The organism is Klebsiella sp. P1CD1 (genome assembly GCF_003790505.1).
Classification (GTDB): domain Bacteria; phylum Pseudomonadota; class Gammaproteobacteria; order Enterobacterales; family Enterobacteriaceae; genus Klebsiella; species Klebsiella variicola.
This window is the reverse complement of sequence record NZ_CP033631.1, coordinates 4,447,278-4,460,659: the sequence shown is the minus strand read 5'-3', so window position 1 is coordinate 4,460,659 and position 13,382 is coordinate 4,447,278. Positions and strand designations below refer to the sequence as shown.

Sequence of the window (13,382 nt, the reverse complement as noted above, 5' to 3'; positions counted from 1 at the left end):
CGGCCCCTTAGTGAGCGGTTTCCGCGTGGCTCATGTCCATGCCTTCCATCCCGTCGTGAGCAGCGTGCTCGCCTTCAGGTTTGGACATGTTCATGCTCTCGTGAGACATGAATTTGTTCACAACATCTTTGAACAGATCCGGCTTCACGTTAGAGAAGTATTCCACTTTGTTGTATTCGCTAGGCACAGCCACTTTATCGAACGCGGCCATGGAGTCCATGGAGTTCGGCGACTGTTTGGCTTTTTCAACCCACTGATCGAAGGTTGCACGATCCGGAGTAGCAATCGCTTTGAACTTCATACCTGAGAAGCCCGGGCCACTGTAGCTAGCGGAGATACCGTCATAAGTACCAGCTTCGTCAGCAATGAGGTGCAGTTGAGTCTGCATCCCGGCCATTGCGTAAATCTGGCTACCTAAGCGCGGAATGAAGAACGAGTTCATCACCGAGTTAGAGGTCACTTTGAAGTGTACCGGTACGTTCGCCGGGAAGGCGATTTCGTTAACGGTAGCAATACCCTGTTCCGGATAGATAAAGAACCATTTCCAGTCCATCGAAACGACTTCGATGGTGATTGGTTTCTCGTCGTGGGCAAGCGGTTTGCTTGGCTCCAGTGCGTGAGTGGTTTTCCAGGTCAGAACGGCCAGGAACAGGATGATCAGAATAGGTACCGTCCAGACCACAGCTTCCACTTTGTTGGAGTGTGACCAGTTCGGGCTATACTTCGCATCTTTATTGCTCGCGCGATACTTCCAGGCAAATCCTACTGCCATCAAGACGGCGGGAATAACGACAATCATCATCAGGCCGAAGGCCGTCAGAATCAAAGAGCGTTGCTCCAGTCCAATCTGTCCTTTTGGGTCAAGGAGTGCAGAATCACAACCACTGAGTAATACAGTACTTGCGATTAATGACATCCATCCCAAACTTTTATTGTATTTCCTGAGTCTCATTGAACGACCTCAATTCCACGGGATCTGGTGGCGTTTAAAGTGTACGGGCATTTTACGGTAAGGTTGCATTACTGTAAACATGATTGGATCTCTGTCAGTTCTGTGTTAGCGGCTTCTGCTTGGTTTGTCACATATGTTACGTAGTGTTACGTAATCGCTTGCAAAGCCTGATTTTCGTGGGATTGATAACGAAAGGGATAAGAAAAGGAGTGCTTAGCGGCGAATGGGCATAACCACCCAAAAATTAGAACAATTGTTTAACATTTAATTATCAAATAAAAGACATTGTGAAAACCTAAAATAAAATCGCCGTAGCTGAATCGGTTAAATTATTTAAAGAATCGAATGAAAACTGTCAATAATTTCCAGAAATCAAAAACGCACAAAACAACAAATAGCGCGGCGGGCAATATAAAAGCGTTAATAAGCCGTTATAATTACGTTTCGTAATTACAACGGCTAATAATGATGCAGCTTCCTTAAATCAGGCGAGTTTTACGCAGCGCCAGGTAGTCGAGCAGACCGCCGAACAAAATACCGCCCACCGCAGTCAGCGCCGCAACCTCCAGCAGACCGGACAGGAAAGAGAAGGCGGTGTAATCCAGGGCGTTCATGATCAGCAGTACCAGCCATACCGCCAGCAGCAGGCAGCCCAGCGCCAGGATCCTTAACGCCAACGCATAGGCTTGCGGGTATTCGCTTCGCGGCATAAAGCTTGCTGTGCGTTGGGTATGCTCAAGCGTTTGCCGGCACAGTAGCAGCAGCGCGATCCCCGGTACCGCCGCAACGACCGAGAAGAGATAGAACGTCGACCAGCCGTGGGCCTCGACAAACCAGCCGGCGATCGGCCCAACGTACACGCGGCCGACCGCGGACAGCGCAGAGAGCAGCGCGAACTGGGTAGCGGAAAAGGATTTATTGCACAGCGTCATCAGCAGCGCGACAAACGCCGCCGTCCCCATTCCCCCGCACAGGTTTTCAAAGAACACGGCGGTTGCCATGGAATAGAGGTGCTTATCGGTAATCGACAGCAGCCAGTAGCCAGCGTTGGAGACCCCCTGCAGCACACCGAAGATCAGCAGCGCCCGAAACAGCGTCAGCCGCTGCATCAGGACCCCGCCGTACAGGGCGCCGAGAATGGTGGCAAACAGGCCTAAGGTTTTGTTCACCATCCCCACTTCGCCGGCGTCAAAACCGACGCCGCGGATGAGGAAGGTGGTGGTCAGGCTCATGGCAAACGCATCGCCCAGCTTATAAAGGACGATGAGCAGCAGAATCAGCCAGGCGTTATTGCGACCGAAAAAATCGCGCAGCGGTTCGGCGACCGCCTGCTCCAGCGATCTGGGAACCGGGATAACGTCGCTCGGCTCGGGCGCCAGCAGTGTGGCGATGATGCACGGCACCAGCAGCGCCGCCATCAGCCAGTACATCCCCTGCCAGCCGAGATAGCGGTCGGCAAGCCACAGTGCCAGCCCCCCGGATACCAGCATCCCGAGGCGATAACCCAGCACGCTGATCGCGGCGCCAGCGCCGCGCTCTTCCGCTGGCAGAACGTCGGTTTTCCAGGCGTCGAACACAATATCCTGTGACGCCGAGCAGAAGGCGATCACCACCGCCAGCGCCGCCATCCAGCGGAGCTGGGAGACAGGCTCAAGAAAGCCCATCGCCGCGATAGCCAGCAGGAGCAGGACCTGGGTAGTCAGCAGCCAACCGCGACGACGCCCAAGAAACGGCGGCGTATAGCGGTCCATTAGCGGGGACCAGAGAAATTTAAAGACATAGGCCTGGCCGACGAGTGAGAAAAAACCGATCGTTTTCAGATCGATATTTTCCACTGTCATCCAGGCCTGCAGGGTACCGGAGGTGAGAGCCAGCGGCAGGCCTGAGGCGAAACCAAGGATCAGCAAAATCGCTGATTTCGGCTGTTGAAAAATGCGTAAGTAGTGACTGGACATAGCATAAAGCACGAACCCGGCCGCGGCCGGGTTCGTGGTGGCATTAACGCGCGTTTTGCTTGATGAAATCGTGGATGCTGGTGTCCTGCGCCATATCGGCGATGGTATCGGTCAGGACGCTGTTGACGGCATCAGCGATGTTCTTGTTCGAGGCCTGGAAGGCGCCTTCAACGGAATAGCTGGCGCGGTAGTTTTTGGTCATCTTCGTGCCGTTTGCCGCGGTGGCGATGATGGCGATATCGGCTTTCGTGGCGATGTTGTAGCGCACGTTGCCCTGGGAGACGTCAGCGTAGAGTTTATTGACAATAATCTGCAGATCGACCGCACCGTTCGGGCCAATCATGTAGCCGCGAGCGGTCATCTGTTTCTCCAGCACTTCCTGCAGCAGGAAGCGCAGATCGCGCGAGGCGGTGAGGGTGACCTGCTGATTGTCGCGCGTGACTTTCGCCAGCGCCTGGTCCGGACGCTGATCGGCGCCGTTGATGCTGACGGTCACGCCCATCAGGCTCGGATCCTGCTGCGGCAGCGTGATTTTCGGCGATACTTCAATGGTGGTCGGCGGCGTGGCGCATCCTGCCAGCATAAACATGGCGACCAACGGGAAAAGGATCTTCTTAAGCATGTTCAGGTCTCAACGCATGGTGTTGTTATAAGGAAAATTACCGCCATCATAGCATTGCCAACGGCAAGGGGAAGTGGCAACGCGTGTAAATCCATCGCCCTGGCGGTTTTCTGAGCGTCCCGCCATGGTTAATCGCTCTTTCCCCGGCGGATCTGGCGACCAGAGCCAGTAAACGTGATACTTTTGAATGAAAATATCAGAACAATGCTAATTTTTTGTTGTTTTCTCCTAATGGAAGCGGTAAAAGCGGCTAACATTTAAATGGAGTGGCGGCATCTCAGCGTTGTCGGAGGAGAAAATTCATGATGATACGTGAACAGATCGAAGCAAAACTTAGAGCAGCGTTCGACCCGATGTATCTCGAAGTCGTGGATGAAAGTTATCGTCACAACGTCCCAGCGGGCTCTGAAAGTCATTTTAAAGTGGTGTTAGTGAGCGATCGCTTCACTGGCGAGCGTTTCCTCAATCGCCACCGTATGATCTACGGCACGCTAACCGAGGAGCTGTCGAATACGGTGCATGCCCTGGCGCTGCACACCTATACGATAAAAGAGTGGGAAGCATTACAGGATACGGTTTTCGCCTCGCCGCCTTGCCGCGGTGCGGGGAGTATCGCCTAGAAATCCCATTTGCAACCGCTGGCGCTTTTCCAGTATGTTGCTTGCAGATTTAGCAAAAACGGCCTACGGGCCGTTTTGTTTTGCCTGGAAAATGCGCAAAGTGAGCGCTTTTGCGGACAAATTTGAGCGGGAAATGTGAAAAATGCCGCAGCAGTGGGCGACAACCGTTCTCGACTCACAAAAGTGATGCCGCTATAATGCCGCGTCTTATATATGAATGTCTTCGGGATGATTCTGACGACAGGGAATGTGTTTCTGATTTGAAGAGGGCATCCCGGTTCTGCGAAGCCACCTACACGCGCTTCCAGAGTTGACCGAGCACTGTGATTTTTTTGAGGTAACAAGATGCAAGTTTCAGTTGAAACCACTCAGGGCCTTGGGCGCCGTGTAACGATTACTATCGCCGCTGACAGCATCGAGAATGCTGTCAAAAGCGAGCTGGTCAACGTAGCGAAAAAAGTTCGCATTGACGGCTTCCGTAAAGGCAAAGTGCCGATGAATGTTGTTGCTCAGCGTTATGGCGCATCCGTTCGCCAGGACGTGCTGGGCGACCTGATGAGCCGTCATTTCGTTGACGCGATCATCAAAGAGAAAATCAATCCGGCCGGTGCGCCGAACTACGTTCCGGGCGAATACAAACTGGGCGAAGACTTCACCTACGCGGTAGAGTTCGAAGTGTATCCGGAAGTTGAACTGCAGGGTCTGGACGCGATCGAAGTTGAAAAACCGGTTGTTGAAGTGACCGACGCTGACGTTGACACCATGCTGGAAACCCTGCGCAAACAGCAGGCGACCTGGAAAGACAAAGACGGCGCCGTTGACGCTGAAGATCGCGTCACTATCGACTTCACCGGTTCCGTAGACGGCGAAGAGTTCGAAGGCGGCAAAGCCTCTGACTTCGTACTGGCGATGGGCCAGGGTCGCATGATCCCGGGCTTCGAAGATGGTATCAAAGGCCACAAAGCGGGCGAAGAGTTCACCATCGACGTGACCTTCCCGGAAGAATACCACGCAGAAAACCTGAAAGGTAAAGCGGCTAAGTTCGTTATCAACCTGAAAAAAGTTGAAGAGCGTGAACTGCCGGAGCTGACTGAAGAATTCATCAAACGTTTCGGCGTGGAAGATGGTTCCGTCGCTGGCCTGCGCGCTGAAGTGCGTAAAAACATGGAGCGCGAGCTGAAAGGCGCTGTGCGTAACCGCGTGAAGTCTCAGGCTATCGAAGGTCTGGTTAAAGCCAACGAGATCGACGTTCCGGCTGCCCTGATTGACAGCGAAATCGACGTGCTGCGTCGTCAGGCTGCTCAGCGTTTCGGTGGCAACGAGAAACAGGCTCTGGAACTGCCGCGCGAGCTGTTCGAAGAGCAGGCTAAACGCCGCGTTGTTGTCGGTCTGCTGCTGGGCGAAGTGATTCGCACCAATGAGCTGAAAGCTGACGAAGAGCGCGTGAAAGGCCTGATCGAAGAGATGGCTTCTGCGTACGAAGATCCGTCAGAAGTGGTTGAGTTCTACAGCAAGAACAAAGAGCTGATGGACAACATGCGCAACGTGGCGCTGGAAGAGCAGGCTGTTGAAGCTGTGCTGGCGAAAGCCAAAGTGTCTGAAAAAGCCACTTCCTTCAACGAACTGATGAACCAGCAGGCGTAATTTCGCCGCGATTGTTTAAGGTTCGAGCAAAAACCCGTTGCCGAAAGGCGGCGGGTTTTTTTTTAAGATAATGATAGCCTCAGGCACGGTGCTAAAACGCATTTACCATGATAGCGTTACAGCAAAAGCTTGTTATGCTTGAAATATGGCAACACCATCCCCATTACCGGGGGAGGCAACTGCATCCGCTATCGCACGCGTGTTGAAGAGGCGGTGACGCGTTCAGCGGATAGAAACTGTGGCTGATAATCCGTCCGTAAGGTTACAATCAGTGCAGCAGGTATTTTAAAATTACTCCAGGAGACGGAAATGTCATACAGTGGCGAACGAGACAACTTTGCACCCCATATGGCCCTGGTGCCGATGGTCATTGAACAGACCTCACGCGGTGAACGTTCTTTTGATATCTACTCCCGTCTGCTTAAGGAACGCGTCATTTTTCTGACCGGCCAGGTCGAAGACCACATGGCAAACCTGATCGTGGCGCAGATGCTGTTTCTGGAAGCAGAAAACCCGGAAAAAGACATTTACCTGTACATTAACTCTCCGGGCGGGGTGATCACCGCCGGGATGTCGATTTATGACACCATGCAGTTCATCAAGCCGGATGTCAGCACCATTTGTATGGGGCAGGCCGCTTCTATGGGCGCGTTTCTGCTGACCGCCGGGGCGAAAGGCAAGCGCTTCTGCCTGCCGAACTCCCGCGTGATGATCCACCAGCCGCTGGGCGGCTATCAGGGACAGGCGACGGATATTGAGATCCACGCCCGTGAAATCCTGAAGGTGAAAGGACGCATGAATGAGCTGATGGCGCATCATACCGGCCAGTCTCTTGAGCAGATTGAGCGTGACACCGAGCGTGACCGCTTCCTCTCTGCTGCGGAAGCCGTGGAGTACGGGCTGGTCGACTCTATTTTGACCCATCGTAATTGATGCCCGAGGCGCAAGGGTGCCGCTTTACGCTTCATCCTTCTCGCCGCGATTTTTCGGGTGGTTGGCATTTTTTCGGACGCTTGCCGGTCAGGCTTGCGGCCGGAGGCTTTGCCACCGCCTCGATGTAGCGCGAAGGATTTTGTGTATATACTAATGAAGGGCGGCACAACGCTATATGGCGGCTTGCGCCTGAGAATGGCATTTGCGTCGTCGTGTGCGGCACAAAGAACTTAAAAAGAGGTTTGGACTCATGACAGATAAACGCAAAGATGGATCGGGCAAATTGTTGTATTGCTCTTTTTGCGGCAAAAGCCAGCATGAAGTGCGTAAGCTGATCGCCGGGCCATCCGTGTATATCTGCGACGAATGCGTTGATTTATGTAACGACATCATTCGCGAAGAGATTAAAGAAGTTGCGCCGCACCGCGAGCGCAGCGCATTGCCGACGCCGCACGAGATTCGCCACCACCTTGATGACTATGTCATCGGTCAGGAACAGGCGAAGAAAGTGTTGGCGGTCGCGGTATACAACCACTACAAACGTCTGCGCAATGGCGATACCAGCAATGGCGTAGAGCTGGGTAAAAGTAACATTCTGCTGATCGGGCCGACCGGTTCCGGTAAAACGCTGTTGGCGGAAACGCTGGCGCGCCTGCTGGATGTGCCGTTTACCATGGCAGACGCCACCACCCTGACCGAAGCGGGTTATGTGGGTGAGGACGTCGAAAATATCATTCAGAAACTGCTGCAGAAGTGCGACTACGACGTGCAGAAAGCGCAGCGCGGCATCGTTTATATCGACGAAATCGACAAAATTTCGCGTAAATCCGATAACCCGTCGATTACCCGCGACGTCTCCGGCGAAGGCGTACAGCAGGCGTTGCTGAAGCTTATCGAAGGCACCGTCGCCGCCGTTCCACCGCAGGGCGGGCGTAAACATCCGCAGCAAGAGTTCCTGCAGGTTGATACCTCCAAGATCCTGTTTATCTGCGGCGGCGCGTTCGCCGGCCTGGACAAAGTGATTTCCCACCGTGTTGAAACCGGCTCCGGCATTGGTTTTGGCGCGACGGTAAAAGCGAAGTCCGACAAAGCGAGCGAAGGCGAGCTGCTGGCCCAGGTCGAGCCGGAAGATCTGATCAAGTTTGGTCTGATCCCGGAATTCATTGGCCGTCTGCCGGTGGTGGCGACCCTGAATGAGCTGAGCGAAGAAGCCCTGATCCAGATCCTGAAAGAGCCGAAAAATGCCCTGACCAAGCAGTATCAGGCGCTGTTTAGCCTTGAGGGCGCAGAGCTTGAATTCCGCGACGAAGCGCTGGACGCCATCGCCAAGAAAGCGATGGCGCGTAAAACCGGCGCCCGCGGTCTGCGCTCGATTGTGGAAGCGGCGCTGCTGGATACCATGTATGACCTGCCTTCGATGGATGATGTCGAAAAAGTGGTCATTGATGAGTCGGTTATCGAAGGTCAGAGCAAACCGCTGCTGATCTACGGCAAACCGGAAGCCCAACAGGCATCTGGTGAATAATTAACCATTTCACTCAAGCAGTTAACAAAAAGGGGGGATTTTATCTCCCCTTTTATTTTTCCTGCATTCCCGCCGTTGAATGTGTGGAATACATCCCCATATACTGGATTACATATTAACGACGATGCAGTGGAGTATGGCGTCGTCGGCTACCTGGCGGACTTTAAACTAAGAGAGAGCTCTATGAATCCTGAGCGTTCTGAACGCATTGAAATCCCCGTATTGCCATTGCGCGATGTGGTGGTTTATCCGCACATGGTCATACCCCTGTTCGTAGGGCGGGAAAAATCTATTCGTTGCCTCGAAGCGGCCATGGACCATGATAAAAAAATCATGCTGGTTGCGCAGAAAGAAGCGTCGACGGATGAGCCGGGTGTAAACGATCTTTTCACCGTTGGAACCGTGGCGTCTATTTTGCAGATGCTGAAGCTGCCGGACGGCACCGTGAAGGTGCTGGTCGAAGGGCTGCAGCGTGCACGTATTTCTGCGCTGTCTGATAATGGCGAACATTTCTCGGCGAAAGCGGAGTATCTCGACTCGCCGGCGATTGACGAACGCGAGCAGGAAGTGCTGGTTCGCACCGCTATCAGCCAGTTTGAAGGCTATATCAAGCTGAACAAAAAGATCCCACCGGAAGTGCTGACGTCGCTGAACAGCATCGACGATCCGGCGCGCCTGGCGGATACCATCGCGGCGCACATGCCGCTGAAGCTGGCTGACAAGCAGTCTGTGCTTGAGATGTCCGACGTCAACGAACGTCTGGAATATCTGATGGCGATGATGGAATCGGAAATCGATCTGCTGCAGGTTGAGAAGCGCATTCGCAACCGCGTCAAAAAGCAGATGGAGAAATCCCAGCGCGAGTACTATCTGAACGAGCAAATGAAAGCGATTCAGAAAGAACTCGGCGAGATGGACGACGCCCCGGACGAAAACGAAGCGCTGAAGCGTAAGATCGACGCGGCGAAAATGCCGAAAGAGGCGAAAGAAAAAACCGAAGCGGAACTGCAGAAGCTGAAGATGATGTCGCCGATGTCTGCGGAAGCGACCGTCGTGCGTGGCTACATCGACTGGATGGTGCAGGTGCCGTGGAACGCGCGCAGTAAGGTCAAAAAAGACCTGCGCCAGGCCCAGGAGATCCTTGATACCGATCACTATGGCCTGGAGCGCGTGAAGGATCGCATCCTTGAATATCTCGCGGTGCAGAGCCGGGTGAACAAAATCAAGGGGCCAATCCTCTGTCTGGTGGGACCGCCGGGGGTAGGTAAAACCTCGTTAGGTCAATCCATCGCCAAAGCGACCGGACGTAAATACGTACGTATGGCGTTAGGTGGCGTGCGCGATGAAGCGGAAATTCGCGGTCATCGTCGGACCTATATTGGCTCGATGCCGGGCAAACTGATCCAGAAAATGGCGAAAGTGGGGGTGAAAAACCCGCTGTTCCTGCTGGATGAGATCGACAAAATGTCTTCCGACATGCGCGGCGACCCGGCTTCTGCGTTGCTTGAGGTGCTGGATCCGGAACAGAACGTGGCCTTTAACGACCACTATCTGGAAGTGGATTACGATCTCAGCGATGTGATGTTCGTGGCGACGTCTAACTCCATGAACATTCCGGCGCCGCTGCTGGATCGTATGGAAGTGATTCGCCTCTCCGGTTACACCGAAGATGAAAAGCTTAACATCGCCAAGCGTCACCTGCTGCCGAAGCAGATCGAACGTAACGCGCTGAAGAAAGGCGAGCTGACCGTCGACGATAGCGCCATTATCGGCATTATTCGTTACTACACGCGTGAAGCGGGGGTTCGTAGCCTGGAGCGTGAAATCTCCAAGCTGTGCCGTAAAGCCGTTAAACAGCTGCTGCTGGATAAGTCGCTGAAACACATCGAGATTAACGGTGAGAATCTGCATGATTATCTCGGCGTACAGCGCTTTGACTATGGCCGTGCCGATAGTGAGAACCGCGTCGGTCAGGTGACCGGTCTGGCGTGGACGGAGGTGGGGGGCGATCTGCTGACCATCGAAACCGCCTGCGTACCAGGCAAAGGCAAGCTGACCTACACCGGTTCGCTGGGTGAGGTGATGCAGGAATCGATTCAGGCTGCGCTGACCGTGGTGCGTTCGCGGGCGGACAAACTGGGCATTAACGCCGACTTCTACGAGAAGCGTGATATTCACGTCCACGTTCCGGAAGGGGCGACGCCGAAGGATGGTCCTAGCGCGGGTATCGCCATGTGCACGGCGCTGGTCTCCTGCCTGACCGGTAACCCGGTACGCGCTGATGTGGCGATGACCGGTGAAATCACTCTGCGTGGTCAGGTGCTGCCGATCGGCGGTCTGAAGGAAAAACTGCTGGCGGCGCATCGCGGTGGCATTAAGACTGTTCTGATTCCTGATGAGAACAAACGCGACCTTGAAGAAATTCCAGATAACGTTATCGCCGATTTGGATATCCATCCGGTGAAACGAATCGAGGAAGTTCTGACACTTGCGCTGCAGAACGAACCGTTCGGCATGCAGGTTGTGACCGCGAAATAGTGATTCTGCGCAAATTGCGCTAATAAAAATAGGGCTGGTAAGTCATTTCGGACTTGCCAGCCTTTTTTTGTGTAGCTAACTTAGATCGCTGGCAGGGGGGTCATCGACAACTGCTGTTGTAAGGGCATGACAGTCCTGATATAACTGCTGCGCGGTCGCACTATGAAGGACTCAGGTGCGATATAAATTATAAAGAGAGGAAGAGAACAGTGAATAAATCTCAACTGATTGACAAAATTGCTGCGGGTGCGGACATTTCTAAAGCTGCAGCTGGACGTGCGTTAGATGCTTTAATCGCTTCTGTTACTGAATCTCTGCAGGCTGGGGATGACGTTGCGCTGGTAGGTTTTGGTACCTTTGCTGTTAAAGAACGTGCCGCCCGTACTGGTCGCAACCCACAAACAGGTAAAGAAATTACTATCGCTGCCGCAAAAGTGCCGGGCTTCCGTGCTGGTAAAGCGCTGAAAGACGCGGTGAACTGATCGGCTTTCCCGTCAGGGAATGTGACGAAGTACAAGGGCGCATCGTGAGATGTGCCTTTTTTATTGCCTTTTCAGACCACTTTATGTGTGTTTATCGCCACTTGTGGGCTGACAATCACCCTGTTTTCTTGTCAAAATACGTCCTCACGCGCGGCGGCCATCACGTGCTATGCTGCGCGAGCTAAAGTCATCTACAGCGGAGCGTTGTTACACCATGATGGACAACCTACGCACGGCCGCCAACAGCGTCGTGCTCAAGATTATTTTCGGTATCATTATCGTCTCGTTCATTTTGACCGGGGTGAGTGGTTACCTGATTGGCGGTGGCAAAAACTATGCCGCAAAAGTGAATGGCCAGGAGATTGGCCGTGGGCAGTTTGAAAATGCCGTCGCCAGCGAACGTAACCGTATGCAGCAGCAGCTTGGCGACCAGTTCTCCGAGCTGGCGGCGAACGAAAACTACATGAAAACCATGCGCCAGCAGGTGCTGAACCGCCTGATCGATGAATCGCTTCTGGATCAGTATGCCCGCGAGCTGGGCCTCAGCATCAGCGATGAGCAGGTGAAGCAGGCGATCTTCCAGACTCAGGCTTTCCAGACGAACGGTAAGTTCGACAACCAGCGTTTCAGCGGTATTGTCGCCCAGATGGGGATGACCACCGATCAGTACGCTCAGGCGCTGCGTAACCAGCTGACCACACAGCAGCTGATTAACGCCATTGCCGGTACCGACTTCATGCTGCCGGGTGAGTCCGATCAGCTGGCGGCGCTGGTGTCTCAGCAGCGTGTCGTCCGCGAAGCGACCATCAACGTGAATGCCCTGGCGGCAAAACAGACGGCCAGCGATGAGGAAATCAACGCTTTCTGGCAGCAGAATCAGGCCCGTTTTATGGCGCCGGAGCAGTTCCGCGTCAGCTATATCAAAATGGATGCCGCCAGCATGCAGGAGAGCGCCTCTGACGAAGAGATTCAGTCATGGTACGACCAGCATAAGGATCAGTTCACTCAGCCGCAGCGCAACCGCTACAGCGTGATTCAGACCAAAACGGAAGCCGATGCGAAAGCGGTGCTGGCCGAGCTGCAAAAAGGGGCAGATTTCGCCACGCTGGCGAAAGAAAAATCGACCGATATTATCTCTGCCCGCAACGGCGGCGATATGGGGTGGATGGAAGAGGCCTCTACGGTGCCAGAGCTGAAAGATGCCGGGCTGAAAGAGAAAGGCCAGCTGTCTGGCGTGATCAAATCCTCGGTTGGCTTCCTGGTGGCCCGTCTGGACGACGTCCAGCCGGCGCAGGTGAAGCCGCTGGCTGACGTGCGTAATGACATTGCGGCGAAAGTGAAGCAGGAAAAAGCGCTGGATGCTTACTACGCGCTGCAGCAGAAGGTGAGCGATGCGGCCAGCAACGATAATGAATCGCTGGCGGGCGCGGCGCAGGTCGCCGGACTGAAGGTGGTGGAAACCGGCTGGTTTGGCCGCGATAACCTGCCGGAAGAGCTGAACTTTAAACCGGTCGCTGACGCTATCTTCAACGGCGGTCTGGTGGGTGAGAACGGCGCGCCGGGCAGCAACTCCGACATCATTACCGTTGACGGCGATCGCGCATTTGTTCTGCGCATCAGCGAGCACAAAGCCGAGGCGGTGAAGCCGCTGGCTGAAGTGAAGGCGCAGGTTAGCGATATCGTTAAGCACAATAAAGCGGAACAGCAGGCGAAACTGGACGCCGACAAGCTGCTGGCGGCGCTGAAAGACGGCAAAGGCGATGAAGCGATGAAGGCGGCTGGCCTGAGCTTTGGCGCGCCGCAGACGCTTTCCCGTACCGGCCAGGATCCGCTGAGCCAGCTGGCATTCACTCTGCCGCTGCCGCAGCAGGGCAAACCGGTCTACGGCGTTGGCAGCAATATGCAAGGCGATGTGGTGCTGGTGGCGCTGGATGAAGTGAAAGCAGGCAACATGCCGGAAGAGCAGAAGAAGGCCATGGTTCAGGGGATTACCCAGAACAACGCCCAAATCGCTTTCGAAGCACTGATGAGCAACCTGCGCAAGGCGGCGAAAATTAAGCTGGGCGACAGCATCGACCAGCAGCAGTAATTTCGCGTCGTCTCGCAAAAAT

Annotated in this window: 10 protein-coding genes; 7 read left to right on the top strand and 3 right to left on the bottom strand. The window is 54.2% G+C overall.

Annotated features, from left to right (window positions below):
* Window positions 1–7: 7 nt before the first annotated feature.
* From cyoA to DTA24_RS22130, 3 genes are all read right to left on the bottom strand, one after another.
* A complete protein-coding gene (cyoA, locus tag DTA24_RS22140; RefSeq protein WP_008805398.1) occupies window positions 8–952 on the bottom strand; it encodes a cytochrome o ubiquinol oxidase subunit II in 945 nt (314 codons plus the stop codon).
* A 479-nt stretch (window positions 953–1,431) separates the two neighbouring features.
* Window positions 1,432–2,907 carry a muropeptide MFS transporter AmpG gene (ampG, locus tag DTA24_RS22135; protein ID WP_012542689.1) on the bottom strand — a complete coding sequence of 492 codons (1,476 nt, stop codon included), beginning with the start codon at window positions 2,905–2,907 and terminating at the stop codon, window positions 1,432–1,434.
* Window positions 2,908–2,950: 43 nt separating this feature from the next.
* Window positions 2,951–3,529, bottom strand: coding sequence for a lipoprotein (locus tag DTA24_RS22130; RefSeq protein ID WP_004204800.1), 579 nt, complete (start codon window positions 3,527–3,529; stop codon window positions 2,951–2,953).
* Window positions 3,530–3,831: 302 nt separating this feature from the next.
* Here DTA24_RS22130 and bolA point away from each other — a divergent pair, with 302 nt between their 5' ends.
* From bolA to ppiD, 7 genes are all read left to right on the top strand, one after another.
* Complete coding sequence (gene bolA / locus DTA24_RS22125) at window positions 3,832–4,149, top strand: transcriptional regulator BolA (RefSeq protein ID WP_002891649.1); 318 nt, start codon at window positions 3,832–3,834, stop codon at window positions 4,147–4,149.
* 345 nt (window positions 4,150–4,494) lie between these two features.
* A complete protein-coding gene (gene tig / locus DTA24_RS22110) occupies window positions 4,495–5,793 on the top strand; it encodes a trigger factor (protein WP_008805401.1) in 1,299 nt (432 codons plus the stop codon).
* 309 nt (window positions 5,794–6,102) lie between these two features.
* Entirely contained in the window at window positions 6,103–6,726 is a 624-nt protein-coding gene (clpP, locus tag DTA24_RS22105) for an ATP-dependent Clp endopeptidase proteolytic subunit ClpP (RefSeq protein ID WP_002891804.1), read from the top strand.
* Window positions 6,727–6,976: 250 nt separating this feature from the next.
* On the top strand, window positions 6,977–8,251 hold the full coding sequence (gene clpX, locus DTA24_RS22100; protein WP_008805402.1) for an ATP-dependent protease ATP-binding subunit ClpX: 1,275 nt from the start codon (window positions 6,977–6,979) through the stop codon (window positions 8,249–8,251).
* Between the two features lie 183 nt (window positions 8,252–8,434).
* On the top strand, window positions 8,435–10,789 hold the full coding sequence (gene lon, locus DTA24_RS22095) for an endopeptidase La (protein ID WP_004151336.1): 2,355 nt from the start codon (window positions 8,435–8,437) through the stop codon (window positions 10,787–10,789).
* A gap of 209 nt (window positions 10,790–10,998) precedes the next feature.
* Complete coding sequence (hupB, locus tag DTA24_RS22090; RefSeq protein WP_002444653.1) at window positions 10,999–11,271, top strand: nucleoid-associated protein HU-beta; 273 nt, start codon at window positions 10,999–11,001, stop codon at window positions 11,269–11,271.
* 214 nt (window positions 11,272–11,485) lie between these two features.
* Entirely contained in the window at window positions 11,486–13,360 is a 1,875-nt protein-coding gene (ppiD, locus tag DTA24_RS22085; RefSeq protein ID WP_012968827.1) for a peptidylprolyl isomerase, read from the top strand.
* Window positions 13,361–13,382: the final 22 nt, after the last annotated feature.

What these genes read in the sequence shown, in the direction of transcription:
- clpP (WP_002891804.1), top strand. Translation starts at nt 6,103, where the DNA reads ATGTCATACAGTGGCGAACGAGACAACTTTGCACCCCATATGGCCCTG.
- tig (WP_008805401.1), top strand. Translation starts at nt 4,495, where the DNA reads ATGCAAGTTTCAGTTGAAACCACTCAGGGCCTTGGGCGCCGTGTAACG.
- cyoA (WP_008805398.1), bottom strand. Translation starts at nt 952, where the DNA reads ATGAGACTCAGGAAATACAATAAAAGTTTGGGATGGATGTCATTAATC.
- ppiD (WP_012968827.1), top strand. Translation starts at nt 11,486, where the DNA reads ATGATGGACAACCTACGCACGGCCGCCAACAGCGTCGTGCTCAAGATT.
- lon (WP_004151336.1), top strand. Translation starts at nt 8,435, where the DNA reads ATGAATCCTGAGCGTTCTGAACGCATTGAAATCCCCGTATTGCCATTG.
- DTA24_RS22130 (WP_004204800.1), bottom strand. Translation starts at nt 3,529, where the DNA reads ATGCTTAAGAAGATCCTTTTCCCGTTGGTCGCCATGTTTATGCTGGCA.
- ampG (WP_012542689.1), bottom strand. Translation starts at nt 2,907, where the DNA reads ATGTCCAGTCACTACTTACGCATTTTTCAACAGCCGAAATCAGCGATT.
- bolA (WP_002891649.1), top strand. Translation starts at nt 3,832, where the DNA reads ATGATGATACGTGAACAGATCGAAGCAAAACTTAGAGCAGCGTTCGAC.
- clpX (WP_008805402.1), top strand. Translation starts at nt 6,977, where the DNA reads ATGACAGATAAACGCAAAGATGGATCGGGCAAATTGTTGTATTGCTCT.